We start from the raw sequence: 25,544 nt of genomic DNA on the forward strand, positions 1-25,544 counted from the left end.
AGGACTCTGAATGCTGGCACTCCCAAGGACCAAAATTCCGCGCGGTAGAGGAGCCCGCGATCAAAACCCGTCAGGGCAGTTTCAACCATCGGAACAGTCGCCACTTGCCTCGCGTCTGAAGAGCAATCTTGGCTTCATCAAGGATCTCATCAAGTACAAAAACTTCTTGTTTGTCCACGGAGGCTGAATACACCGCGAGCCTTCTCACCGCCCGCAGCCACACGTAAGCAACGCCGAGCCCTGCCGCGGAAAGAACCGCGAACACAACGAGAGCAAGAACCAGAACTCGCAAATTTATGGCGTCCGATCCGATTGCATCCAAAAGCAGCAGTGCGAGCGCGAGCGGGCCAACTCCGGCGATCCACACCGGCCACCCCAATCGGAACGGGAAGCCAAGAAGCAGCTCCTCGACTCGAATCTGATTCCGCAGCGGATGAAACTGATTTGCACGAACAATCGCCCAGCGGGGAACCTTATCCAACCGGTTATCTATGACCTGTGAGTACTTCTTCCCTCGAACACGCAATTGTTGCTGCCTGGAGGTTCTCTCCCACAGCTGGACGCGAATCCTCAAGTGCCGCAGCTGCTCCTCCCCCTCGACTCTAGAAACTGTGCCGTCCAGGATTCGTTGCCGCAGGACATCAGCCTCCCAGCGCAGGTAGCCGGCGCTCAGCCACGTGCCCCGTGGCGAATTCGACATCCTCAGTAGAAGCGTCAGTGCTATCAAGAGCCCAAGGACCGCGAGCGCTAGCCAGACCAGTGCGGCGATGAGGTGCCCCGAATAGCTGAGATCATCCAAGAACCGGACGAGAAACGGGCTCTTCGCGTTTGAGGGTGTAGGCGTGGGGGGCGCGTCGTTGCGGTGGTAGAGGTCGAGGTCTCCCAGGATGGAAGTTCCTACACAGCCTTCCGAGAGACCTCGACATGCGTAACGCTACCCTCCAGCCGCCGAATCTCACGACCTTCTGTCGTCTCGACGACCTCGGACTGGAGGTGACCGGGCAGCTTGTGTCCGACGAGCGAACGGTCCTTGTCTGTCGGGTGGTCGAGGACGATGACTGGTGCCATCGTTGCGGCAGCCAAGGAACACCGAGAGGCTCCGTGACGCGCAGGCTCGCGCACGAACCTTCCGGATGGCGACCGACGGTTCTCCTGGTCCAGGTGCGCCGCTACCGGTGCGGGCACTGCAAGCACGTCTGGCGACAGGACACGACCGCCGCGGCCCCGCCTCGCGCGAAGCTCTCCCGAGCTGCGTTGCGATGGAGCCTGGTCTCGCTCGTGAGTCAGCACCTCTCGGTCGCGCGGGTCGCGGAGGCGCTCGATGTGTCTTGGGATACCGCGAACCGCGCGGTTCTGGCCGAAGGTCGTCGCCTCCTCATCGAGGATGAGCGCCGTTTCGAGCACGTCACCACGATCGGAGTCGATGAGCACGTCTGGAGACACACCCGTCATGGCGACAAGTACGTGACCGTGATCATCGATCTCACCCCGATCCGCGCGCGAACGGGTCCTTCTCGTCTGCTGGACATGGTCGAGGGCAGATCGAAGGCGGTGTTCCGGGACTGGCTCGAAGCTCGCCCCCAGGCATGGCGCGCCGGTGTCGAGGTTGTCGCTATGGACGGGTTCACGGGCTTCAAGTCCGCCGCGGTCGAGCAGCTCCCGGACGCGATTGAAGTCCTCGATCCATTCCACGTGGTGAAGCTCGCCGGTGATGCCCTCGATACCTGCCGGCAACGAGTCCAGCAAGCAACGACCGGTCACCGCGGGCGCACGGGCGACCCGCTCTACGGGGTCAGACGAGCGTTGCGCACCGGGACGATGCTCCTCACTGAGCGTCAGATCGAGCGTCTCGAGAGCGTGTTCGAGCAGCCCGAGCACGCCGAGGTCGAGGCGACCTGGACGATCTATCAACGCGTGATCACTGCCTACCGAGAACCGCGAAAGCAGCTCGGGAAGACCGCGCTGCGGGCCGTGATCAACGCGCTCGCTGAAGCCACCGCGAAGACGATCCCCGAGCTGGCAACGCTGGGCACCACGCTCACGCGCCGGGCCGCCGACATCCTCGCGTTCTTCGATCACCCAGGCAGCAGCAACGGCCCCACAGAAGCCATCAACGGGCGCCTCGAACACCTCCGCGGAATCGCCCTCGGGTTCCGGAACCTGACCCACTACATCGCCAGATCGCTCCTCGAGACCGGCGGATTTAGACCACTTCTACACTCTCAACCGCGATGAGCCGAGAAACGTTGCAGCCGTGCCTGCGAAGACACCTGCAAGCAAGGCGATCATCTGCGGGGCAAGCTTCTCACGCCAATCATGGCGAGCCTGCAAAACTTCCGCAAAACCACGCTTCAGACTCAGATGAACACTCCGCGCTGCAACGAATCTATCTCCAGCGTCCAATAGGAGGAAGAGATAGACGAAAGCCGAGACGACTACGACGAACAGAAGGATCCCTTGAAGTATCACAAACAGAAGGGTGCCCTAGAGGAGCGCGAGATCGTAACTGGATGCGGACAGAAGCCGAATTCTCAACGCAAATCGCCTGACGCGGACACGGGCAGCGGACCCGCTACACCGCTCAGCAGTCCCATCAAACCGCGGTACGCTCACCTACATTTGACATAGCAACACCCGCATCGCCGCGCGAAGGAGCCCCACCCCGCCCATGAGCAGCAACAACCACGCCAACTTCATCTGGCAGATCGCGGACCTGCTGCGGGGCAGCTTCAAGGCACACCAGTACGGCGACATCATCTTGCCGTTCACGGTGCTGCGCCGGCTCGACGCGGTGCTCGCTCCGACGAAGAAGGCCGTGGTGCGCGAAGTCGAGATCGCCAACCGCTCCGGCATCCCCGTTCGTGCCGCCTACCTCAAGAAGCAGGCCGACCACACCTACTCCTTCTGGAACTCGTCGCGCTTCGATCTCACCACCGCTCTCGGCGACTCCGAGAACCTCGCCGCGAACCTCCTCGACTACGTCAACGGCTTCTCCGACGGCGTCAAAGACATCTTCGAGAAGTACAAGATCAGCGACCGCATCACCGAACTCGACGAAGCCGACCTCCTCTTCCACGTGACGCAACGGTTTGCGGGCGTCGACCTCTCACCCAAGGCCGTCCCCAACGAAGAGATGGGCCACATCTTCGAAGAGCTCATCCGAAAGTTCGCGGAAGCCTCCAACGAGACGGCCGGTGAGCACTTCACCCCACGCGACGTGATCGAACTCATGGTCGACGTGCTCCTCGAGCCCGACAGCGACGCCCTCACCACCCCGCACACGGTCCGCTCGATCTACGACCCCACGGCTGGAACCGGCGGCATGCTTTCCGTCGCCGAAGACCACATCCGTGCGATGAACCCGACGGCCACGCTCACCCTCGCCGGCCAGGAGATCAACCCGCAGTCATACGCGATCTGCAAGGCCGACATGACGGTGAAGGGTCAGGATGTGGGCGCCATCGTGTTCGGCGACACCCTCACCAACGACGGCCACCTCGGCCGGACCTTCAACTACTGCCTCTCCAACCCGCCCTTCGGCGTCGACTGGAAGAAGCAACAGAAGGCTGTCACCGAAGAGCACAAGCTGCGCGGATACGCGGGCCGGTTCGGCCCTGGCCTCCCCCGCGTCTCCGACGGGTCGATGCTGTTCTTGCAGCACCTCATCTCCAAGATGCACAGTGCCGAGGACGGTGGCGGTCGCGCCGCGATCGTCCTGAACGGCAGCCCCCTCTTCACTGGTGGCGCCGGTTCTGGCGAGAGCAACATTCGGAAGTGGGTGCTCGACCACGATCTGCTCGACGCCATCATCGCCCTACCGACCGACATGTTCTACAACACCGGCATCGCCACCTACGTCTGGGTGCTCTCCAGCAACAAGCACCCCGACCGCCGAGGCAAAGTGCAGCTCGTCGACGGAAGCAAACTGTTCCGCAAGATGCGGAAGGGGCTCGGCTCGAAGCGCAACGAACTCGGCGAGGAGAACATCGCCGAAATCGCCCGCCTCTACGCGTCGTTCGAGGAGAACGACCGCTCGAAAATCTTCGACCGAGAAGCGTTCTTCTACCGCACCATCACCGTCGAACGCCCCCTCCAGCGCGCCTACTCGGTGACGGCCGAGAATATCGAGGCCGCCATGCAGCTCAAGCAGGTACAGAAACTCGATGAGGAGTCGGTAGATGCGTTGCGCCGCGTGCTCGACGTCATGTCGGCTGAGGCTGACCCAGAGTCAGGGGCCACTCCTCGCATGTGGTTTGCTCGCAAGGCGTTCGCTGCTCAGCTTGGGAAGCGCTTGAGATCGGCTTCGGTCGCGCTTCCTGCGGCCGCGTTGACCGCACTTGCCGACGCGCTCAGCGAGGAGGACGAGCGCGGCGAGATCAACCTCGACCCGAAGGGCAACCCGATCGCCGACTCGTCGCTGCGCGACACGGAGAACGTGCCCTGGAACGAAGATATTCACGAGTACTTCGAACGCGAGGTGAAGCCATTCGCGCCGAACGCGTGGATAGAGGAGTCCAAGACCAGAGAAGGGTGCGAGGTCCCATTCACCCGCCACTTCTACAAGTACGTGCCACCCCGCTCGCTGGAGGAGATCGACCGTGACCTCGACGAAGTCCTCGGTCGAATTCGCGCTCGCCTCGAGGCGGTCCGAGCGTGAGCTTCTCTGAAGGAGTATGGACAACCGGACCCTTGCGACGATTCGCGCGGATTGTCAACGGCGGAACACCAGGTCCCGACGGTGCGAACTGGGACGGCAAAGTTCCCTGGGCGACGCCGGTGGACCTGAACGCAGTTCACGGTGGAGTCCTGAAAGAGACCGGCCGGACGCTGACACCTCTAGGTGCCAGGTCAGCTTCCACCATCGTGCCAGCGGAATCAGTGATCCTCTCAACTCGAGCGCCCATTGGTTACGTGGCAACTACCGCTAGGCCGATGGCTCTTAATCAGGGATGCAAAGCCATCGTGCCTGGTCCAACTCTTGAATCAAGATTTCTCCGTTCACTGCTGATTGCTGCAGGACCGGAGTTGCAGCGACGCGGTCAGGGGACCACGTTTCTTGAGCTGTCCGGAGCGGCCCTTGCTTCGCTACCGGTGTCGCTGCCGACACGCGCGTACCAGGTCGCGGTAGCGGACTACCTGGACCGGGAGACGGCAGAGATCGACGCGTTCATTGCGGACCAGGAAAAGCTCATCGAGCTCCTCACTGAGCGAAATGCGAGCACCATTTCGGCCGCGGTAACTTGTGGTCTAAGGACGCCATCAGGTGCACGTAAGACCCGTGTCGCGTGGCCTTCCGAAGTACCTACGAGCTGGATCAACACTTCCATACGCCACGCGTTTCGCGTCCTGGATTGCAAGCATCTAACGGCTGAGTTCACCGCGGACGGCGAGTATCCCTTGGCTTCGATCCGCGAGGTCAAGGGCAAGTTCGTCGACCTCAGCCGGGCAAAGCGCACCACGGAATCCAACTATCAATTGCTGAGCGATGGTGAGCGCGCCCCTCGCGCAGGTGACCTGATCGTGAGCCGGAACGCGTCTGTCGGGGAAGTAGCTCTCGTGCCGCCCGGGTTGCCTCCTTTCGCAATGGGACAGGACGTCTCACTCATCCGAGACACATCGCCGGTCGGACGCACAACGTTCCTCTACTACGTGTTGCAGTCGAAGATAGGGCGCGACGCATTCTCAGTAGCTTCAGTTGGTTCAACGTTCAAGCGGATAAACGTTGATGACATCAAGGCCATCAACTTCTGGATCCCCGCCGACGTAGAAGAAATGCAGGAGATCGTCACTTACCTTGATCGGGAGACGGCATCGATCGACGCCGCAATCGCCGACGCCCGCGAGGCCATCGCCCTCTCGAAGGAGCGCCGCGCCGCCCTCATCTCGGCTGCGGTGACGGGCAAGATCGACGTGCGCGAGCACGGGAGGGCCAACGCATGAGCATTCACAAAGAGGACTCGTTCGAGGTCGACATCTGCGACCACCTCGCCACGAACGGCTGGCTCTACTCCCCCAACGACGCTGGTTACGACCGCGAACGTGCCCTTTTCCCCGAGGATCTCTTCGCGTGGCTGCGGGAGACGCAGCAACCGCAACTCGACAAGCTCATCAATCCGGGCGCATCCGCCGAAGCGCAAGCCCAGGCCGAACGGCAGATTCTCGACCGCATCACGAAGCAGCTTGCCACCGACCCGCAGAACGGCGGCGGTACTCTCGGCCTGTTACGTGACCCGCTCGGCGTCGCCGCCGGGGGTGGGTCCGCGAAACTCGCGCTGTTCCAGGCGAAACCACCCACCGGTCTCAACGCACAGGTCAACGAGCGATACGCATCCAACCGCCTGCGCGTGATGCGTCAGGTGCGGTACTCCACGAAAAACGGGAACCGCATCGACCTCGTGCTGTTCGTCAACGGGCTCCCCGTGTCAACGATCGAGCTCAAAACCGACCTCACCCAGAACCTCCAAGCAGGCCTCACCCAGTACGCGAAAGACCGACGACCCGAAGGCGAGCCACTGCTCACCTTCGCCCGCGGCGCGCTCGTGCACTTCGTCGTCACCAACGAACAAGTGCACATGACCACCCGCCTCGCCGGTGCCAGCACCTACTTCCTCCCCTTCAACCGCGGCCACAACAACGGCAAGGGCAACCCGCCCATCCCCGGCACCAGCCCCAGCGCGTACTTCTGGCAGGAGATCCTGCAACCCGACACCTGGCTCGACCTAGTCGGACGGTTCATGCACTACCGATTCGAAGAGCGCACCGACACCGCCACCGGCAAGAAAACGATCAGCAAGCAGACCCGCTTCCCTCGCTACCACCAGTGGCGCGCCGTCACGAAACTCGAAGACGCCGTCCGCGCCGAAGGACCTGGCAGCAACTACCTCATCCAGCACTCCGCCGGGTCAGGCAAGACCGACTCCATTGCCTGGACCGCCCACCGCATGGCGCAGCTCCACGACACCAACGGCGCCAAAGTCTTCGATGGAGTCATCGTCGTCTCCGACCGACAAGTGCTCGACGGCCAGCTACAGCGCGCCGTCGAACAGCTCGAAACCACCGGCGGTGTGTTCGAGGCGATCACCCGCGGCGGCGACGCCGCCAAGTCGGCACGCCTCGCCGAAGCACTCGTCGGGCGCAAGCAGATCATCGGCGTCACCCTGCAGACCTTCCCCTACGCCCTGAAACTCATCAGAGACAGTGCGGGACTCGCCGGCCGAAAGTACGCGGTCATCGCCGACGAAGCGCACTCCTCACAATCCGGCGACGCCGCCAAACGCCTCAAAGAGGTCCTCACCACCAGCGCCACCAGCACGCCAGGCGCATCCACGACCGCCGACGCCTCGACGAACGCGGCACCCGCATCCGGCGACGCCGCCGAGGCGGACGACGTGAGCGTCGACGCCGAAGACCTGCTCGCCGACGCAATGGAACGCCGCGTGGGCACCGGAACCCTCTCGTTCTTTGCCTTCACGGCAACACCCAAGGGCAAGACCATCGAACTCTTCGGGCGACCGGATGCGCACGGCAAAAAGCAAGCGTTCGACCTGTACCCGATGAAGCAGGCCATCGACGAGGGGTTCATCCTCGACGTGCTCAAGAACTACGTCACGTACGACATGGCGTTCAAGATCGCCCACACCGACACCAGCGGCAACGAAGTCGAAGTCGACACGCAACAAGCCAGCAAGGAGCTGATGCGGTGGGTGCGGCTGCACCCGACGAACATCAGCCAGAAGGTCGCGATCATCGTCGAGCACTTCCGCGCCAACGTGCAGCCGGAGCTCGGCGGTCGCGCAAAAGCGATGGTGGTCACCGGTTCCCGCAAGGAGGCGGTGCGATACAAGCTCGCCATCGACAAGTACCTGCGCGAACACGGCTACGGAAGCACGCTTGGCGCACTCGTCGCATTCTCCGGCACCGTCACCGACCCCGAAAGCGGGCCAGGTGAGCACACCGAAGTCACCCTCAACCCGGGGCTCAAGGGCCGCTCACTCGAGATGGCGTTCGCCGGCGACGAGTACCAGGTGATGATCGTCGCGAACAAGTTCCAGACCGGCTTCGACCAGCCCCTGCTTGTCGGCATGTACGTCGACAAGAAGCTGTCGGGCATCACGGCCGTGCAGACGCTGTCTCGCCTGAACCGCACGTACCCCGGCAAAGAGAACACGTACGTGCTCGACTTTGTGAACGACGCGAACGAGATTCTCACGGCCTTCCAGACGTACTACGAAGAGGCGGAGCTCCACCAGGACTCCGACCCCAACATCGTGCACGAGATGCTCGCGAAGCTACGCGCCCTGCGCATCATCGACCAGCACGACATCGACGGCGTCGTGCACGAATGGCTGGAAGGCAAGCGCCACAACGCGCTGTACTCGCACATCAAAGCCTCCCGCGACGTGTTCTGGGACCGCTGGAACACAGCCGAAGCCGACGACGACGCGGTCGAGCTGGCCCGTCTCGACGACTTCCGCGCCACCGTCAATCACTTCGTCAGCGCCTACGACTTCCTCTCGCAGATCATCAACTACGACGACACCGACATCGAGAAGTGGTCGATCTTCCTACGCGTGTACCGGACGGTGATCAGGCGCCAAGACGCACCCGCCTCCGCAATCGACACCGACGAGATCGTGCTCAAGCACTTTCAGCTCAAGAAGCAGGCGCAAGCCAAGCTTCGTCTCATCGACGGCGAGGTGGGCGAGCTCAGCGGCCTCACCGCCGCGGGCTCCGCGACGCCACGCGAAACGAAGTACGGGCTGCTGTCCGACGTGATCGATAAGATCAACGACCTGTTTGCTGGCGCTGACATCGATGAAGTTCAGGCGGTCGAAGCCGCGAACACGCTAATGGGCCAAGTACTCGAGAGCGAGGAGCTCCGATCGCAGGCCAACGCGAACACCCGTGTTGACTTCGAGTTCTCACCGAGCATCAACGTCGAGCTTGAAGACGCCGCCTACGCGTCCGGTGCCCAGCAGAATCGAGCTTTCCAGCATCTGTTGCAATCGCAAGACTGGGACCGGGTGAAGGAGCTGCTGCTTGCGATGGACATGTACGAGAAGTTGCGCGAGGGGCCAGGATGATCGATGGACGCGTAGGCATTGTGACTTCTGGGCTTCTACATCCTGCTCCGATTTCCACGCACATGGTCCACGCATCAACAGATCCTCCTCTTCTTCGCCTGTGGAGGCCGACGTGGCCGCAAAAGCACAATCGCCTGATACCCGCAGCGGGAGGACTATATGACTAGGCGGCCAAACCCCATCGAAGATGCTGGCCTACGGGACAAGGACACAAGAGCACCATCGGCTCGATGGCGATTCGCTGTATACGCCCTGCGCGGTTACGAGTTTCTGAGCCATCCGTACTTCACCCAGGCGCCACACCTTCTATTTCCGTCATCAGCGCAAGTGGTTTTCGAATCCCTCCTCTACCGCGCACGTCCGATATTACTTACGGTAAGTGATGACAGTTCGATTTGGTCCACGCTTCAGAGTTTCAGAGAAGTAGAAACACGCCCAAACGAAGAGATCAAGGTTCTCGAGGATCGCTATAGATCCTGGTTGAGCCTCAGCCAGGAGGAGCTACGTCCACATTGGCCGAACTGGGAGGTGGAAGAACCGCAATGTCGTTTTCTTGAAGACGGAGAGATGGGCGAGTCCACGCCTATCGAGCAGCTATGGGACGTTGCGTTTGGTAGCGGGCCTCATTCGGATTACAGACGCCTGCTCCGCACGCGGATCGTCGACTGGAGCCCCGAGGGTCGCCAGTTCCAGAATGCTCGCTTCAATAAGCTACTAGCAACAATGGCCGCCGCCAGGCCTTTGGTGCACGAAATCCATGAGATTGTGTGTGGCGAGCTAGAAGAAGGCAAAGGACCACCGGAGCAGACCAGCATTAGTCTGTTACGTTGACCCTGGGCGACGTGACACAGCCGCAGACGCTTCGACCGGGACAGTCAGTGGCGAGCATCATCGTGACCTGAATGCAGTTTCCTCGCCAGTACGTCACTCACCCACCAGTGGCGGATAAGTCGCAATTGCGTCCACCGCTTGACCTCGCCCCAACGTCGTAGTTTCTGCTGGGGCACATGAACCTCCTGCCGGGCACGTATCTCACCTCGCACATCCTCTCCCCGCTCGGCAACTCGATCGCCGGCACCACCCTCCCGATCGTCGTGCTCTCGACGACGAGCAGCGCCCTTGGAGCTGGCACGGTCGCGGCGGCCACCGCCATCCCGGCCGTACTCGACGGCCTCTTCATGAGGGTCGTCATAGACCGCATCAACCGGCGCACCTCATCCGTCGTCACCGACCTTATCTCTGCCGCCTCCATCGCAGCACGCCGATCATTGACCTCGTCTCAGGCCTCAACCTCGGCTTGTTCGTGCTGTTCGGCATCATCGGGCCCCTCGACGAAGCGCCAGGCTTGACGGCCCGCGTACGCCACGGCTCCACAGTTCTCTGGACCACTGCCGCCACATCCCTCCTCGTCGCCGCCGTCGAGCTTCTCGGGTCGTGGGTACACGCTTTCGTGTTCAACCTCGAAACCCGCCCGCTTCATACATTTGAACCCCAGGACACGAGCGTGAACGCGGGTGGTGAGCCATGAACAGGACACATGGGACCCCACCCGCCAGTTCCTCACCACAACTCAGTGGTTTCGATTTTTTCGTTTTAACAGCCCGTCAGTGCACAATGTTGACATGCACCAACACACGCGGACCCGCAAGGCGGCCGAGGTCACGCTGCCGCACGACCTCGAGCAGCTCGCCGACCTATCGCGATTCCTCGAGCAGCACTCTGCCCCAGCAGCGCTGCTCGGCCCGGATGGCGAGCAGGTGCCCCTGCCGGTCGAGGTTTACGAAATCCTCAAGCAGGTGGCCGCAGCAATGCGCTCCGGCACCGCAGTCTCAATCGAGTCCGTCGAACGCCGCCTCACGACCCAACAGGCGGCGAACCTCCTCGGCATCAGTCGACCGACCCTGGTGCGACTACTCGTCGACCACGAGATTCCCTTCGAGACACCGACTGGCGGACGTCACCGCAGACTCCGACTGCAGGACGTACTCGACTACCGCGACCGAAAGCGCGCAGACCGCATCGCCCGACTCGACGAACTCACCGCCCAGGCCAGCGAAGACGGCCTCTACGAAAACTCCGCAACGGACTACACCGCCGAACTGCGCGCCATTCGGGCCGGCAGGTAACCAGTGGCGCGGTTCGCGGCGTACTTGGATGCCTGCACGCTGGTTCCTGTCGTCCTTTGCGACACATTGCTGCGTCTCGCCGAGCGAGGTCTCTACCGGCCACTGTGGAGCGACCAGGTCATCGCCGAAGCCCGCGAGGCACTCACGCGCATCCACCCCGACATCGATGTGAACAGAATCAACGCGCGATTTCGCAGCATGAACGAGGCGTTTGATGATGCCCTAGTGAGCGGCTGGCAGCCACTCGTCGAAGGGCTCACACTCCCGGATCCGAATGATAGGCACATTCTCGCAGCGGCCCTCGTCGGACGCGCCGACCTCATCGTCACCGCAAACGTCAGAGACTTTCCAGGCACGACCCTCGACGCCTTCGGCATTGCCGTGGTGACACCGGACGAGTTCCTGCTCGATCAACTCGACCTACGACCCGCGCTCGTCGTCGAGGTCCTCGAAGAGCAAGCTCACGCGACCCGAGATCCTTCTTTGACCGTCGACGCCGTGCTCACTCGCCTGGAACGCGCGCAGGCTCCCCAATTTGCGAGCACACTTCGCGCCAAGCTCGCAACCGACTCAGCGCAACCACGATGAACAAGAGAGGGCTCGCCAAGCGCGCCGGCGTAAGCGTGCGCGCCCTCATCGCGCAGGCGGGAGACCTACGCACCGCACCCGACCTGCCGCCCGATCAGCTCGCACGCTTTGTCGATCGGTTCGTCGACGCGATGAGACGGGTCGTAAACCAGCTACGAGTGGATCCGCCAGGGCTTGACCTCGCAGACCCACTCACACCTTCCCGTACGCCTCCATCGCGTCCGTGAGTCCGCGCGCGAGGATGTCCTTCCCGAACGCGTCGGAGTTCGCGTCGAACTCGCCCTCCAGCTCGAGGTCGGCATTCAGGGTGAGCGTGAGGTCGTCGAACCTGGCCACGTAACGCCCGGACGCGCCGGCCTGGAAGTACACCTCGACCTCGACACCGCTCACCTCGATGAGCTCCGACAGCTCGTCGGCCTCCGTCGGCCCGTCCACCCACAGCAGCAACGTCGGCGCCGACTTCATGCCGTCGCGCCACTCGCAATCCGGGTCCGGCGACAGCGTCTGGGCGGCAGACGGCGTCACGAAACCCGCGGCCTTCAACGACTCGTCCGAGATCGCCGCGCACGGGTCGATGTCGGCATACCCCGACTCGACCAGCGTCGGGTCAGGGGTGACCTCGACACCGTTCCGCGTGTACGTCACCTCGCTCACGCACCCCACAAACCCGCCGAGCGACACGACGGATGCACCCAGCACGGCAAGCAGACGCGTCGCTCTCATGGCATCGAGCCTAGGCAAGGGCGGGAAGACTCTCTACCGTCCGCGAGCCCGGGGCCCTCCCAGAAGCCCTACCTCGCCTGATCCCCATTCGGTGCGACCCTCGAAAGCCAGCCGGCCAGGAGCAGTGACACCCCTGTCGCCAAGAACACCGGAGCCGCGCCAGACGCGCTCGACAACAGTGCCGCCGCCAACGGCAGCATTGTCTGCCCAGCTCGGTTCCCGACGAGGCGCATGGACGCGGCAACTCCCCGCTGTCCGCGCGGCGTGAGCAGGGTCATCCACGACATCGTGAGCGGCTGCACGGTGCCCGCCGCAAACCCGTAGGCCACACTCGCAGTGATCAGCGCCCACACCGGAACGGGCACTGCAAGCACGCTGAGCGAAACCGCGGCCGCGCAGCAGGTGACAACAAGCACCCTCCGTCGCCCGAACCTGACCGTCAACCGGCCAAGCAAGAAACGCGACGCCATGGTCGCGAAGCCACGCGCGATGAGCATGGCGCTCAACACGGCCGGCGCAAGCCCGCGCTCCTGCGCCAGTAGCGGCAGATAGGCGAGCAGGAGATCCAGAGAAGTCAGCACAAGACTGCTCGCCACGAGGGCCTGCACGACCCCCTTGCGTCGCAACAACCTCGCGGCCTCTGGGAGCATCCGTTCGCGTCCTGACGCACTCGCATCCCGCACGATTATGTTCGGGCGCACGAAGAAGGACAGGACGAAGCCCAGAACGGCAACCGCGGCACACGCCAGAACGATGAATCCCGCACCCGGCTTCGACTCACCCCCGGGTAGGAGCAGCAACACGGGACCGAGCATCTGCCCGGTCGACGTCGCCAGCGTGTACAGCCCGAACGACGCATCTAAACGGCCGGACGTCGCGTCGCGCATCACCCACGCCTGCTCACCGACAACCGAAAACAGCACACCGACGCCGAGCAGCGACGTCGCGACAACAAGCCCCACGAGGCTGGAGCTGCCGATCCACGCCACCACGCACGCGGCGATCAGCGCGCAGGCGCCCAGCACCAGGGAGACGCGCTCACCAACCCGATCGGCGAGCCTGCCCGCGGGAACAGCGAGCAGCAACGGTGGTACGGCGAAGGACGCCGCGGCAATGCCGATGATCAGGCCATCGCCACCGATCTCGAGCAGGCTGTACGAGATCGACGGCCTCAGCGCGTAGCTCACAACCTGCACGGCGACAGCGTGCACCAGCAGGATGCCGAGCGAGAGGCGAGACCCGCGATCGCTCATCCGCCGCGCCTAGAGACGCGGGCGAGGGAACACGACGCCGTCCATGATGGGACGTGCCGTGCGAACGGCCGCTGTGCGCAGCACCTCACCGGCCACAACCTCAACCTCAACTTCGAGGGCGCCGGTCGGATGCTCGATCGCCACCCGCGGCCCGCCTAGCACCGCGAACTCGTGCGCGACAGACCCCGGCAGGAACGCGGCGGCAGCGACGCTCGCCGCCCCCAGCACGCCGATCGACGTGTGGCATCGGTGCGGGATGAAGGTGCGCGTCACGAGCGCGCCGCCCGCTGCAGGTGCCGCAACCAACGACATCTTCGGCACGCTCGCCGAGCTGACATCGCCCAACCCCATGCGCTCGCCCGCGCTGAGACGGATTCGCTCGAGGTGCCCCTTGAGCGCCTCGTCGGACTCGAGCGCATCGACCGTCTCGAGCCCGGTCAGCCCGAAATCACGGGCGCGGAGCACAACCACCGGCATCCCATTGTCGATGCAGGTCACCTCGACGCCGTCGATGAGATCCGTTTCATTGCCGGTTGGCAAGAGGGTGCCGCACGACGACCCGCTAGTGCCCTCGAAATCGAGCACGATCGGCGCTGCAGTTCCCGGGACACCATCAATCGACGTCCCGCCGTCGTAGTCGACGCGACCACCCGAGGTGGGGACGTGCGCAACCGCGCTCCCACCGGTGTTGAGGAGTCGGATTCGCACGAGCGTCTCACCCTCTTGCGCCTCCACAAGCCCTCGCTCGACCGCGAAGGGGCCAACGCCGGCGAGCAGATTCCCGCAGTTCTGCCGATCGCTCACGATGGCCTCGCCGACCGCGACCTGCAAGAACAGGTACTCGACACCCCCATCAGCCCCGGGGCCGACAACGGCAACCTTGCTCGTCAGCGGATGCGCCCCACCGAGCCCGTCGATCTGTCGCGCATCCGGCGACCCCATGATGCGCAGGAGCAGCTCGTCGCGTTCACCCGGGTCACTCGGAAGGTCGTCTGCGAGGAAGTACGCACCCTTCGAGGTTCCGCCACGCATGAGGAAACAGCGAACGCTCTCGCATGTGCCCATCACACGACTCCGACGGTGGACTTCCCAGCCCCCTCGGCTTCCTGAACCTCGCGCATCGCCTGGATGACGCTGTCGAGGTGCACTGCCATGGCCCGCTCGGCCGCGGCCGGATCGCGCCGACACACGGCCTCGATGATCGCGAGGTGCTCCGTCACGGACACGTCGGCTCTACCCGGCTTCTGTGCGAGGCGGTACTGCTGGCGGACGTTCTGCCCGCGGAGGCGGTTGATGAGCGAATTCGCAGTGCCCTGATCCGAGATCTGGTGCACGCGCTCATGCAGCTCACGGTTCTTGCTGGCGTATGTTTCGCGATCTCCAGCCGCGACGGCCTTGCTCATGTCAGTTCCGAGGCCTCGTAGCTCTCGGATCTCATCGTCAGTGATGAGCTCCGCGGCCTTGCCGGCGCACAGACTCTCGAGCGCCTTACGGACCTCGGCGATCTCGATGGCCTCCTTGAAGCCCACAGCACGAACCCGGGCTCCACGGTTCGCGATCTTCTCGACGAGCCCCTCGCCCGCGAGCTCGCTCAGCGTCTCCCGAACGGCGGGCCGGGAGACCCCGAACTGCTCGGAGAGGTCCGACTCCACAAGCCTCTGGTTGGGCACCATCTCGCCCGCCAGGATCTTCTCCCGTATCAGCGTCGCCAGGTCCATATCTGCTCCATCTTCTCCGTACCGACTGCCTGAGCGGGGTGGCGATCATCGCCACCCCGCCAAGCGGAACTCAACCCGTGTATCCGAAGATCTCTGTCCACTTCTCCGCGTCGGGTCCCAGGTTGTCGAGTGCTTCCTCGAGCGTGGACCGAAAGACGAAGTCGCTGTCTTGAGCCGGGAGTTCGACGTCCCCGATCGTCGGGTTCGCGATGCCCTCACGCACAGGGTAGTCGCCCAGTTCTGCGGCCAAGGTCTGCCCCTCGGTCGACAGCAGCCAGTTCATGAAAACTTGCGCCGCCGCCGGGTTGCGGGCCGACTCTGTCTGACCGATGTAGAACGGGTACGCCGCGGCCCCCTCCGTCGGCGTCGCAATCGTGATGGGTGCACCGTCGAGGACGGCGGAGTAGGCCGTCGCGATCGGGGTCATGCCGATCGAAATCTCTCCTCGGGCCAATCCGTCGGTGAGCGCGGCCGACGAATCGTAGATGCGAGGGTTGGTCGCCGCGTAGTCGACGAGCCACTGCTCCCCGAGCCGGTCGAGCTGGAACCTCGTGAGCGCCGCCGTGCTTCCGCCCGCCCCGACCTGCACGATGCCAGTCTGGCCCGCCCACTTCGAGTCAAGGAGGTCTGCCCAGTCCTTGGGCGCATCCGCTTCGTCGATGATCTGGTTGTTGTAGCCGAAGCTGTAGACCCGGTCGAAGCTCGAGTAGTAAAGACCGTCGTCGTACTTCGCTTCGGGGATGAGGGCGCTGCTGATGTCGTCGGTGAGCGTCGTCGGCGTGAAGGTGCCGGCCTCGGCTATGCCGGCAATCAGGTCCTCACCGGAAATCCTGATGACATCCGCGGCCAGCTGCGACGCCGCCTGCTCCGACAGGATGCGCTCGTTGAGCTTGTTGGGGGCGAGACGGACAACTTCGACCGTGATGCCGGTCGCCTCCGTGAACGCCTCCGCGGCCTGCTGCTCGGACACCTCGCTCCCGCCCGTGTAGAACGTGAGCGTGCCTTCGGACTGGGCCTGGGCGAAGAGCTCGGCGTCAGCGACGAGCTCCCCTCCGATGATGAGCTCGCCGCTCTCGCTGACGTTCTCAGTCGCTGCGTCGGATGTGCTCGAGCAGCCAGCGAGCAGAAGCCCGCTCACCCCCAGAATTCCGATGGCGGCCATTGTGTTTCGTTTCATGATTCTTCCTCCGTTGGACGAATAGTGAAGGTATTGGGGAAAGCGCTAGCGCTTCTTCTGTCCGGCTCCGACCTTCTGTGAGACGAAGGCCAGCGCGAAGATGACAACGCAGTACACGAGGCTCGTGGCCGCGCTTCGCTGCAGGATGCCGTTCTCGAAGTCGTCGAAGATGACGATCGAGATGAGGCGGGTGTCGGTGGTGAACAGGAACAGCGGAACCGTGAGCTCGCGCATGGAGAGCATCAGAAGAAGCAGGAAGGTCGAAGTGAGCGGGATTCGCAGCAGGGGTGCCGTGATCTTCGAGACCGCTCGCCATCGGCTCGCCCCGTGCATGACGGCGCTGTCCTCAAGATCGGCGTGCACCTGCAGGATCGAGCTGCTGGCCCCCTGGTACCCTTGCGGCATCTGCGCCGCGATGAACGCGATGACGAGCACCAGCAGAGTGCCATAGACCGGCACGGGCAGGATGAGCCAGGTCCAGAGAAGCCCAAGGCCGAGGACGATGGACGGGACGGCGAGCGGGAGCATCGAGACGTAGCCGAGTCCCTCCTTTCCGGGCATCTTCGTCCGATTCACGACATACGACACGATGAACGCCAGCAGCGTGCCGAGCAGCGCCGCAGAGATCGCGACCACGACAGAGTTCAGGGTGGCTCTGAGGACGAGGTCGGAAGTGAGCGTGTCGACGAACATGTCGAGCGACATGCGCCCCTCAGTGAACGCCCCGGTCACGCTCCCCACGTAGGGCGAATCGTGCAGGGTGATGAAGAGCAGAGCCGAGAGGGGAAGCACCGTCGAAAGCGTGAAGTAGACCAGGCCGATGGCGAGCGCCGGCCCTCTGAACCAGCCCAGTTTCATGACCGTGAGCTTCATGCCCTTGCCCGAGACGGTCGTGAAGTTGCGCTTCGAGACGATTCGACGCTGAATCGCCGTCACGATGAGCACGATCAGAACGAGGGTGATGGCGACTGCGGCCGCCTCGTTCGCCCGAGAGGGTGCGGAGTTCATGAGACGGTAGATGTAGGTCGGCAGCGTATCCAGCCCGCCCGCCGACCCGATGATCTGCGAGACCGGGAAGTTCTCGACGGTGAGAACGAAGATGAGGATTCCGGCGCCGAGGATGGCGGGGGTCGCAAGCGGCAGCGTGACCTTCCTGAGCACGTCCCCGGCTTTTGCACCGTGTATGCGGGCGGCCTCTTCGAGGTCAGGACTCATCAGGCTGAAGGACGAATGGATGAGCAGGAACGCGTATGGCGCGTAGTAGAGGGCGAGCACGAAGATGAGCCCGCCGATATTGAAGATGTCGACGATGCCAGGCAACCCCAAATCCCTCGCGAGGATGTTGATGAGGCCCGCGTTTGGACCGCCGAGCACAGCCCACGCGAGTGCGCCGACGTACGACGGCAGGAACATCGGGACCAGGCCGACGAAGTACATGAATCCGCGCCAGTAGACGTTGGTCCGTGCAGTGATGAAGGCCAGGAACCCACCGATCGCAAGGGCGAGGATGGACGAGCCGGCCCCGACCAGCAATGAGTTGATGGCGGCCTGTCCGGTACCCGGGCCCAGCACAGTCGCGAAATTCGCGAAGGTGAGCTCCGTCAGGTTGATGTTGCCCGGACGAGGAGGCGAGGTAGTGAAAGCGGCCAGTACAACAAGCGCGATCGGAAGCAGGATGAGGACGGCGAGGATCGCGTAGAGCACGGTCGGGAAGATTGATCGCTTGACCGCGGTCTTCCTCTTGGAGCTTCGGGCTCCTGATGGAGATTTGGCGGGGCGCGGCTCGGAGAGCGCTTCCGGCTCTTTCATGAGCGTCATGAGACACCCACCTGGACAGACGACGTCGGCACATCGGCGCGGGCAACGTCAGCGATGTCGACGGGCAACACTTGAATGTCGTCGGGGTCGATACTGACCGTCACGGCCTCCCCCTCGAGCTCGGGGAGCAGGTGGCGCTTGCTTCCGGTGACCTCGAGCACAACTCCTTGCCCGATCTCGATCCGGTACACCGCCGATGCTCCGAGGAACTCTCGAGTGAGCACGGTTCCGGCGATGCGGTTCGACCCGGGAACGTCGCGGTCGAACACGATGTCCTCCGCCCGGATGCACGCGCGCAGATCGGTGCCCGCCGCGTAGCGCGGCACGTTAAGCACGAGCTGCGTGGAGTCGACTCGCACGTGGCTGTCGTCGACCGCCGTGACCGGCAGCACATTGCTTACGCCGAGGAAGTCGGCGATGGAGGCGCTCTTCGGCCTGTTGTAGATCTCGTGCGGCGTGCCGATCTGCACGATGCGGCCGAACTGCATCATCGCGATCCGGTCGGCGAGCGCAAGCGCTTCCTCCTGGTCGTGCGTGACGTACACGGAGGTCAGCCCGAGGGACTGCTGAAGTTCTCGCAGATCTGCTCTGAGTCGCGTCCTGAGCCGTGCATCGAGATTGGAGAGCGGCTCGTCGAGCAGCATCACCGACGGTTGCATGGCGAGGCTGCGAGCAAGCGCGACGCGTTGCATCTGACCACCGCTGAGCATTGACGCTCCGCGGTCGGCGAACCCCTCAAGACCCACGAGTGCGAGCGTCTCGATGACGCGAGTGCGGATGTCCGCCTTGGAGACGCGCTTCATGTTAAGCGAGAAAGCAACATTGTCGAACACCGTCATGTGCGGCCAGATCGCGTACGACTGGAACACCATTCCAATGTTTCGCTTATTGGGCGACTTGTTGATCCCACGCTCAGCATCGAAGAGCACGTCGTCCCCAACGGAGATGCGCCCGGAAGTCGGCGTCTCGAGGCCGGCTATGCAGCGCATGGTGCTGGTCTTTCCGCAGCCCGACTGGCCGAGGAGCACCAGTGACTCACCCTGCCCGATTTCCACATCCAACTCACGCACGGCCACGTTGTCGCCGTACTGGAGCGTGAGGCCTTCCACTCTGATGTCCATCAGTTCTCTCCCTCATCTTGCGCACGGAAGCCGTAGGCGTCGTACGAGAGTTCGCCGCTGCGCCACCGTTTACGCAGGACGGATTCTTTCTGTTCGCGGGCAAGGCTCTGCTCGAGCGCGAGGTCGGCGTCTGCCGCCGGAACGACGACGCCGCCATCCGCATCGAGCACGACGATGTCACCGCTGTTGATGGGAGCGCCGCCGATGGTAACTTCGGCGTCGACCTCTCCCCTTGTCTCCTTGCCGGCTCCACGAGCACGAACCCATCTGGTCCAGATCGGGATGCCCATGTCGCGCAGCTCCTCGACGTCCCGCACACTCGAGTCGGCGAGGATCGCCACGGCGCCGGCCCTTCTGAGCTGCGTTACGAGGAGGTCGCCGATGAGTGCAACCGGTCGAGCCTCTGGCATTGCGAGGACCGCGATCTCGCCGGGCTGAATGCGAGCACACAACTCGTGCACGCCGCGGTTGTCGTCCTGCGCGCAGAGCACCGTTCGTGCGGGTGCCGCGACTCGCGACCCTGGAGTGAGCTGCACGAGTTCCGCGTCGATGAGCCCCCGCCGGCCACGCGCTTCGTAGACCGTCGCAGTGCCGAGGCGCGCGAGCTCCGAGAGGTCAGCCATCAGAGGGTTCCCACCACGTTCGGGACCAGCCGCATGAACGCCTCAGCCTGTCGGATGTCTTTGTTCCCGGTGACCTTACGCGCATGGTTTCCGCGATGCTCGGCCCGCTCGGCGTAGTACTGTTGCAAGTAGGACTGTGCCTTCATGCACGCCATCGCTGTCTTCTTCGTCTCGAAGACGTCGGTGATATCGACAAAAACACTCGGCACGAAGCCGCACAGTTCAGGCTGGTGCGGCTCGAAGACGAGGAACTCGCTGGGCGGTGCGGTCCGGAATCCGGCCTCGACAACTGCGCCTGCGGTCAGGAGCCGAGCCTTCGAGACGGCGATGTTCGCCACAGGATGGTCTGGGTTGAACGGGTCCTTGTCGGGATGCGTGAGAACCACGTGCGGCTTGTAGTCCCGCATGAGCTCGGCGAGCCGGTTGATCGCATCGTCGGTGATCTCAAGCGGGTAGTCGCCGAGGTCGAAGCCTTCGAACGAGGCGCCTACATGCTCGGCAGCCTGCCTCGCTTCCTCATGGCGGTGGCGCTTGACGTTCTCGACTGTCTGGCCCGGTTCCTTCCAGAGCTCGCCCGACTCTCCGCGCTCGCCGTAAGAGAGCGCGACGACCCGCGCCTCGCCACCGGCCTGCGTGTGCTTCGCGATCACGCCTGCAGCTCGCCAGACGAAGTCGGCGCTGTGCGCCCCCACGACCAGCATTCGTCGCTTACCCATGTGCCACTGCTTCCTTCTCGAATCCTGCATGTGCGTTGTTGGCGGCGTCTTGTTGCGCTTCTTCCAGAAGCGAGGTCAACCATGCGCCTGCGGCTTCGGCGACCCAGGCCGGCTGGTGGATGCTCGCGAGGTACTCACGGGTGTCCTCCACCTCGTGTACTCGGCGAGACGCGTGCAGCTTCGACCCTGTAATCAGGCGGTCGATGAGCTGCTGCGGATCACCACCCAGCTCGCTCGCGATCTGACCGCGGAGCCACGACTCGCATCCGGCCGCTTGCGCGGCCCCCACGCTTTCGAGCACCACGGCCGCGAGCCCCTTCATGAAGGAGCTGCGCACGAGCTTTCGAGCAGCTGCGTCACCGGCATCGCCGCCAATGCTCTCGATTTCCGCTCCGGTCGGCCGCATCGCCTCCGCGAACGTCTCGGCTCCATCCCCGCTCACCATGAGCGGAGTCAGAACCCCGCTCCGAGGAACGGGGGCTAGGACGGCGACATCGGCAAAGCGGATGCCGCTCGCGCTCGCCGCATCACCGAGACGACGCTTCAGTTCAGGCGAACCGGTGTTGAGATCAGCGAAGACCGCCGACTTGCCCGCCACAGGGAAGACGGCGTCTGCGACGCTCTGCGCTGCCCGCGCGCCTACCAGCGAGACGATGAGGTCCGCACCCTCGACAGCCTCGGCGACAGTTGCTAACTGGTTGATCCCAGCTTCATCAAGCTGCGTGAACGGGTCGTAGGCCCTGACCTCGAAGCCCGCGTCGCGAAGCCCCCGCGCATAGATAGCGCCCGCCTCGCCCAAGCCCATCAGAGTTGCTCTGGTCACTAGGACTCCTCCTGCCGTCGTTGTCAGTGAGGTCGAACCTAGCAGGCGTAAGACAAACCTGTCTATCTATTTTGTAAGACACTTTTGTCTTACCTTGAAATTGTTACCCGAAATTCGGCGCGGCAAGGGGGTCAGGAAGCGGAGCTCCAGGCACGCGCCAAGAAGATTCCGACTACACCGGCACCACAGAGTTGAAGCGAAGCGAAGCGCATTCACAACACGGCCCATCGAAGACTCACCAAAAGCAGCCCCGACCGCTACCCCCAGCGCCCGAACGAGCCCCTACGCCGGCAGCTGCGTGATCGCCGTCTGAATTGCAACCACGGCTGCCCCGCGCGCCCATGCCCCGAACCCGGCCCGGTCGACATGGATCTCCACGCGCTCCGCCTGCGGGTCTCGTTCGGCATCGACCACGGCGCGCACCCGCTCGGCGACGAGGTCGTAGAGCCCGACTCCCTCGCCGGCGAGCACCACCGACGACTGCAGCGTCAGGTTCGTGGCGAGCGAGATGAAGCGACCAAGCGCATCCCCCGCCGCCTCGACCACCGTGGCGGCCGCCGCCTCCCCCGCCGCCGCGAGCCCCAGCACTTCCTCGTACGAGACGGATCGCTGCAACGCCATCGACACCTGCGACGCAATCGCGCCAGAGGTCAGCATCGCCCGCGCGCACCCACGGTGCCCGTCGGGGCACAAGGGACCGGATGCGGCGAGCGGGATGTGCCCGCCCGTGCCGGCCCCAGCATCCACCGTGCGCACCGTCTGCCCGTCGACGACAAGCCCGTAACCGACACCAACGCCAACTGTGATCACCACGAAACCGGGCAGGTCGCGACCCATGCCGAACCAGCGCTCCGCCTCCGCGAGCGCCACAACGTCGTTCGCGACCGTCACCGGCACACCGAGGCGCGACGACAGCATCCCGCCCAGGTCGACACCACTCCACTCGAGGAACGGCGCGCTCTCAACAACCCCACCGCGGATGAAGCCGCCGAGGCTCACGCCGACGCCACTGAGGTCGGTCACATCCAACGCCTCGACGCTGCGCACGATGTCCTCGACGACGTCAACCGGCGCGCGGCTCGTGAGCGCCTGGTCGTGCCAGGCCTTCGGCTCGGCGCGGATGCCCGTCGCCACCGCGTACAAGTGCTCGCCGGTCAGCTTCACGCCGACGAAGCGGCCCGCATCCGGGGCAACATCGAGCGGGCGAGACGGCCGGCCAACAGACCCGTCGGCGACGTCACCGAGCTCCACCAGGAAGCCCTTGTCGATGAGCGGCTTCGCGAGCCGAGTGAGGCTCGCCGGCGACAGTTCCAGCCTCGTCGTCAGGGCCGAGCGCGACAGGGGCCCGTGAATGAGTACCGCCCGCGCCACCGCGACTTCGCCGCTCGCGACCATTCACGCACCACCCTTCGATTCCCGCTCGGCGCCGAATCACCACGGAATCAGCGCCGGTCACCACTGACCAGTTGGTTCCATTGTGGCACGAACTCACTCCAGCCAGGGTGTCGAAGTCAAGCGAAATCACCCGTTGCCACCCCGATTACTTCCGTGCTAAAACTAATCCATGCACTCCCTCGACAACGATGTCCTCGTCTCGGCCGCGACCCGCAACGGCGCCATTCACCTGCGCCGCGGCGGCACGAGCGTTGTGCTCGACGCGCAGCCGGGCACCATCCCCGCCATCGTCCACTGGGGGCCAGACCTCGGCCACGCCGACGCCGACACCCTCGACTCGCTCGCCATCGCCGCCCGCCCCCAGCGCGTCTCCGGCGGCCTCGACGAGACGCCCCGACTCCGCACCATCACGACGGCGGCCGACGGCTGGTTTGGCACCCCGACCCTCGCGGGGCACCGCGGCGGCCTCGCCTTCTCAACGAGCTTCGCGGACCCCGGCAGCAAGCCCGGCAGCGCATCCCCCCGCACCGAAACCACCGACGATGGCATCGCCATCTTCCTCACCGACGACGAGGCCGGCCTCACGGCCCGCGTCGAACTCCAGCTCGGAACGAGCGGCCTGCTGCGCCAGCGCATCACGATCCGCAACCTCGACGAGACGCCGTACACGGTGGATGCACTCAACGTGCTCTTCCCGCTCCCTTGGGACGCGACCGAGATCCTCGACACGACCGGCCGCCACCTCCGCGAACGCTCAGCGCAGCGCCGCGACCTGACCTTCGGCACCCACCTCCGCGAGAGCCGACGCGGCCGCCCCGGCGCCGACGCAACCCTGCTGCTCGCGGCCGGAACACCGGGCTTCGGCTTCGAATCGGGGCTCGTGCATGGCATCCACGTCGCCTGGAGCGGCAACCAGCGCACCCTCGCCGAGCGCGTCACGACGGGCGAGGCGTTCCTCGGCGGCGGCGAGCTCTACCTGCCCGGCGAGATCGTGCTCGCCCAGGGCGAGGAGCTCGCCTCCCCGTGGGTGCTCGCTTCATGGGGGAACGGCCTGAACGAGTTCGCGGCCCGCTTCCACACCGAATGGCGCGCGCGCGCCCAGCACCCAACTCGCCCCCGCCCCGTCACACTCAACACGTGGGAGGCCGTCTACTTCGACCACAACCTCGACAAGCTCCTCGCCCTGGCCGACACGGCCTCCGACGTCGGCGTCGAGCGGTTCGTGCTCGACGACGGCTGGTTCCACGGCCGCCGCGACGACACGACGAGCCTCGGCGACTGGACCGTGGATGCTGGAGTCTGGCCCCAGGGGCTGCACCCGCTGGTCGAACGGGTCACGGCCCTCGGCATGGAGTTCGGCCTCTGGGTCGAGCCAGAGATGGTCAACCCCGACAGCGACCTCGCCCGAGCCCACCCCGACTGGATCCTCCGCTCCCGCGAGGCACTGCCGCCATCGGGCCGCCAGCAGCAGGTGCTCGACCTCGTCAACCCGGATGCGTACGCCTACATCGCCGAGCGCCTCCACGCGCTCATCGACGAGTACCCCATCGCCTACCTGAAGTGGGACCACAACCGCGACCTCGTCGACGGCGGCGCCGGCGCGGGTCAGGGCGCCCGCGTGCACGAGCAGACGCTCGCCCTCTACCGCCTCCTCGACGAACTCAAGGCCGCGCACCCCGGCCTCGAGATCGAGAGCTGCGCATCCGGTGGCGCCCGCGTCGACCTCGGCATCCTCGAGCGCACCGACCGCATCTGGACAAGCGACTGCCTCGACCCCGTCGAGCGCCTCGAGAACCAGCGCTACACGTCGCTCGTCGTGCCGCCGGAGCTCATGGGCATGCACCTCACGACCCCGCACGTGCACTCCACGGGACGCACCGTCTCGCTCGCGTTCAGCGGATCGGTCGCCCTCTTCGGCCACTTCGGCATCGAATGGGACCTTACGACGCTCACCGACGACGAGCGCGCCACGGTCTCCGACTGGGTGGAGCTCTCGAAGCAGGTGCGCCCGCTCGTCGCGACCGGAGCGTCCGTGCAGGTCGACACCACCGACCCCGGCCTCGACGTGCGGGGCGTCATCGCAGACGACCAGAGCCGCGCCTACTTCACGGTCGCGCAGCCCCAGACCCTCATCTCCTCCCCCGCCGGGCGCATCCGCCTGCCCGGCCTCGACCCCGACCGGGACTACCAGGTTCGCCTGGTCACCCCCGGCGGCATCACCGAGACCCCCGCCCAGTCGCCACTCGCCTGGGCCCACCACAACACCGTCCTGAGCGGGCGAATGCTTTCCATCGTCGGAGTGCGCCCACCCGTCCAGAACCCGCAACACGGAATCGTCATCGAGCTCACCGCCTGAGTCGGCACGAGCTCGAAAAGCGCA

Annotated in this window: 20 protein-coding genes; 8 read left to right on the top strand and 12 right to left on the bottom strand. The window is 64.5% G+C overall.

Annotated elements, in window-relative coordinates:
* Positions 1-70: 70 nt before the first annotated feature.
* The gene (locus ACPYN9_RS13375) at positions 71-799 is read right to left on the bottom strand and encodes a hypothetical protein (protein WP_424467034.1); all 729 of its coding nucleotides are present in this window, start codon (positions 797-799) and stop codon (positions 71-73) included.
* Positions 800-924: 125 nt separating this feature from the next.
* Here ACPYN9_RS13375 and ACPYN9_RS13380 point away from each other — a divergent pair, with 125 nt between their 5' ends.
* From ACPYN9_RS13380 to ACPYN9_RS13410, 7 genes are all read left to right on the top strand, one after another.
* The gene (locus ACPYN9_RS13380) at positions 925-2,235 is read left to right on the top strand and encodes an ISL3 family transposase (RefSeq protein WP_424467035.1); all 1,311 of its coding nucleotides are present in this window, start codon (positions 925-927) and stop codon (positions 2,233-2,235) included.
* A gap of 433 nt (positions 2,236-2,668) precedes the next feature.
* Complete coding sequence (locus tag ACPYN9_RS13385; RefSeq protein WP_424467036.1) at positions 2,669-4,657, top strand: type I restriction-modification system subunit M; 1,989 nt, start codon at positions 2,669-2,671, stop codon at positions 4,655-4,657.
* Positions 4,654-5,940, top strand: coding sequence for a restriction endonuclease subunit S (locus ACPYN9_RS13390; protein WP_424467037.1), 1,287 nt, complete (start codon positions 4,654-4,656; stop codon positions 5,938-5,940). Before ACPYN9_RS13385 ends, ACPYN9_RS13390 begins: the two co-directional genes overlap by 4 nt.
* Positions 5,937-9,083 carry a type I restriction endonuclease subunit R gene (locus tag ACPYN9_RS13395; RefSeq protein ID WP_424467038.1) on the top strand — a complete coding sequence of 1,049 codons (3,147 nt, stop codon included), beginning with the start codon at positions 5,937-5,939 and terminating at the stop codon, positions 9,081-9,083. The genes ACPYN9_RS13390 and ACPYN9_RS13395 overlap by 4 nt, the downstream gene beginning before the upstream one ends.
* Positions 9,084-10,090: 1,007 nt before the next feature.
* Positions 10,091-10,432, top strand: a complete 342-nt coding sequence (locus ACPYN9_RS13400) for a hypothetical protein (RefSeq protein WP_424467039.1) — start codon at positions 10,091-10,093, stop codon at positions 10,430-10,432.
* A gap of 273 nt (positions 10,433-10,705) precedes the next feature.
* Positions 10,706-11,209, top strand: coding sequence for an excisionase family DNA-binding protein (locus ACPYN9_RS13405; protein ID WP_424467040.1), 504 nt, complete (start codon positions 10,706-10,708; stop codon positions 11,207-11,209).
* Positions 11,210-11,212: 3 nt separating this feature from the next.
* A complete protein-coding gene (locus ACPYN9_RS13410) occupies positions 11,213-11,797 on the top strand; it encodes a PIN domain-containing protein (RefSeq protein WP_424467041.1) in 585 nt (194 codons plus the stop codon).
* Positions 11,798-11,989: 192 nt separating this feature from the next.
* Here ACPYN9_RS13410 and ACPYN9_RS13415 read toward each other — a convergent pair whose 3' ends face one another.
* The 11 genes from ACPYN9_RS13415 to ACPYN9_RS13465 form a co-directional block, all read right to left on the bottom strand.
* A complete protein-coding gene (locus ACPYN9_RS13415) occupies positions 11,990-12,520 on the bottom strand; it encodes a hypothetical protein (RefSeq protein WP_424467042.1) in 531 nt (176 codons plus the stop codon).
* A gap of 68 nt (positions 12,521-12,588) precedes the next feature.
* On the bottom strand, positions 12,589-13,773 hold the full coding sequence (locus ACPYN9_RS13420) for an MFS transporter (RefSeq protein ID WP_424467043.1): 1,185 nt from the start codon (positions 13,771-13,773) through the stop codon (positions 12,589-12,591).
* Positions 13,774-13,782: 9 nt separating this feature from the next.
* The gene (locus tag ACPYN9_RS13425; protein WP_424467044.1) at positions 13,783-14,838 is read right to left on the bottom strand and encodes a 4-oxalomesaconate tautomerase; all 1,056 of its coding nucleotides are present in this window, start codon (positions 14,836-14,838) and stop codon (positions 13,783-13,785) included.
* On the bottom strand, positions 14,838-15,491 hold the full coding sequence (locus ACPYN9_RS13430) for a GntR family transcriptional regulator (protein WP_424467045.1): 654 nt from the start codon (positions 15,489-15,491) through the stop codon (positions 14,838-14,840). The genes ACPYN9_RS13425 and ACPYN9_RS13430 overlap by 1 nt, the downstream gene beginning before the upstream one ends.
* Positions 15,492-15,561: 70 nt before the next feature.
* Positions 15,562-16,668 carry an ABC transporter substrate-binding protein gene (locus tag ACPYN9_RS13435; RefSeq protein ID WP_424467046.1) on the bottom strand — a complete coding sequence of 369 codons (1,107 nt, stop codon included), beginning with the start codon at positions 16,666-16,668 and terminating at the stop codon, positions 15,562-15,564.
* 45 nt (positions 16,669-16,713) lie between these two features.
* Positions 16,714-18,486 carry an ABC transporter permease gene (locus ACPYN9_RS13440; protein WP_424467047.1) on the bottom strand — a complete coding sequence of 591 codons (1,773 nt, stop codon included), beginning with the start codon at positions 18,484-18,486 and terminating at the stop codon, positions 16,714-16,716.
* Complete coding sequence (locus ACPYN9_RS13445; RefSeq protein WP_424467048.1) at positions 18,483-19,607, bottom strand: ABC transporter ATP-binding protein; 1,125 nt, start codon at positions 19,605-19,607, stop codon at positions 18,483-18,485. The genes ACPYN9_RS13440 and ACPYN9_RS13445 overlap by 4 nt, the downstream gene beginning before the upstream one ends.
* Positions 19,607-20,230, bottom strand: coding sequence for a dimethylmenaquinone methyltransferase (locus tag ACPYN9_RS13450; RefSeq protein ID WP_424467049.1), 624 nt, complete (start codon positions 20,228-20,230; stop codon positions 19,607-19,609). The genes ACPYN9_RS13445 and ACPYN9_RS13450 overlap by 1 nt, the downstream gene beginning before the upstream one ends.
* A complete protein-coding gene (locus tag ACPYN9_RS13455; RefSeq protein ID WP_424467050.1) occupies positions 20,230-20,946 on the bottom strand; it encodes a PIG-L deacetylase family protein in 717 nt (238 codons plus the stop codon). The genes ACPYN9_RS13450 and ACPYN9_RS13455 overlap by 1 nt, the downstream gene beginning before the upstream one ends.
* Positions 20,939-21,769, bottom strand: a complete 831-nt coding sequence (locus ACPYN9_RS13460) for an NAD(P)-binding domain-containing protein (RefSeq protein WP_424467051.1) — start codon at positions 21,767-21,769, stop codon at positions 20,939-20,941. The genes ACPYN9_RS13455 and ACPYN9_RS13460 overlap by 8 nt, the downstream gene beginning before the upstream one ends.
* A 282-nt stretch (positions 21,770-22,051) precedes the next feature.
* Entirely contained in the window at positions 22,052-23,164 is a 1,113-nt protein-coding gene (locus tag ACPYN9_RS13465; protein ID WP_424467052.1) for an ROK family protein, read from the bottom strand.
* 169 nt (positions 23,165-23,333) lie between these two features.
* Here ACPYN9_RS13465 and ACPYN9_RS13470 point away from each other — a divergent pair, with 169 nt between their 5' ends.
* Positions 23,334-25,520 carry an alpha-galactosidase gene (locus tag ACPYN9_RS13470; RefSeq protein ID WP_424467053.1) on the top strand — a complete coding sequence of 729 codons (2,187 nt, stop codon included), beginning with the start codon at positions 23,334-23,336 and terminating at the stop codon, positions 25,518-25,520.
* Positions 25,521-25,544 lie beyond the last annotated feature (24 nt).

Origin of the sequence: Pseudoclavibacter helvolus (assembly GCF_049707175.1) — a bacterium.
Taxonomy (GTDB): domain Bacteria; phylum Actinomycetota; class Actinomycetes; order Actinomycetales; family Microbacteriaceae; genus Pseudoclavibacter; species Pseudoclavibacter helvolus_A.

Coding starts and splice junctions, on each gene's coding strand:
- ACPYN9_RS13380 (WP_424467035.1), top strand. CDS start 925: ATGCGTAACGCTACCCTCCAGCCGCCGAATCTCACGACCTTCTGTCGT.
- ACPYN9_RS13385 (WP_424467036.1), top strand. CDS start 2,669: ATGAGCAGCAACAACCACGCCAACTTCATCTGGCAGATCGCGGACCTG.
- ACPYN9_RS13395 (WP_424467038.1), top strand. CDS start 5,937: ATGAGCATTCACAAAGAGGACTCGTTCGAGGTCGACATCTGCGACCAC.
- ACPYN9_RS13400 (WP_424467039.1), top strand. CDS start 10,091: ATGAACCTCCTGCCGGGCACGTATCTCACCTCGCACATCCTCTCCCCG.
- ACPYN9_RS13405 (WP_424467040.1), top strand. CDS start 10,706: ATGCACCAACACACGCGGACCCGCAAGGCGGCCGAGGTCACGCTGCCG.
- ACPYN9_RS13415 (WP_424467042.1), bottom strand. CDS start 12,520: ATGAGAGCGACGCGTCTGCTTGCCGTGCTGGGTGCATCCGTCGTGTCG.
- ACPYN9_RS13420 (WP_424467043.1), bottom strand. CDS start 13,773: ATGAGCGATCGCGGGTCTCGCCTCTCGCTCGGCATCCTGCTGGTGCAC.
- ACPYN9_RS13425 (WP_424467044.1), bottom strand. CDS start 14,838: ATGGGCACATGCGAGAGCGTTCGCTGTTTCCTCATGCGTGGCGGAACC.
- ACPYN9_RS13430 (WP_424467045.1), bottom strand. CDS start 15,491: ATGGACCTGGCGACGCTGATACGGGAGAAGATCCTGGCGGGCGAGATG.
- ACPYN9_RS13435 (WP_424467046.1), bottom strand. CDS start 16,668: ATGAAACGAAACACAATGGCCGCCATCGGAATTCTGGGGGTGAGCGGG.
- ACPYN9_RS13440 (WP_424467047.1), bottom strand. CDS start 18,486: ATGACGCTCATGAAAGAGCCGGAAGCGCTCTCCGAGCCGCGCCCCGCC.
- ACPYN9_RS13445 (WP_424467048.1), bottom strand. CDS start 19,607: ATGGACATCAGAGTGGAAGGCCTCACGCTCCAGTACGGCGACAACGTG.
- ACPYN9_RS13450 (WP_424467049.1), bottom strand. CDS start 20,230: ATGGCTGACCTCTCGGAGCTCGCGCGCCTCGGCACTGCGACGGTCTAC.
- ACPYN9_RS13455 (WP_424467050.1), bottom strand. CDS start 20,946: ATGGGTAAGCGACGAATGCTGGTCGTGGGGGCGCACAGCGCCGACTTC.
- ACPYN9_RS13465 (WP_424467052.1), bottom strand. CDS start 23,164: ATGGTCGCGAGCGGCGAAGTCGCGGTGGCGCGGGCGGTACTCATTCAC.
- ACPYN9_RS13470 (WP_424467053.1), top strand. CDS start 23,334: ATGCACTCCCTCGACAACGATGTCCTCGTCTCGGCCGCGACCCGCAAC.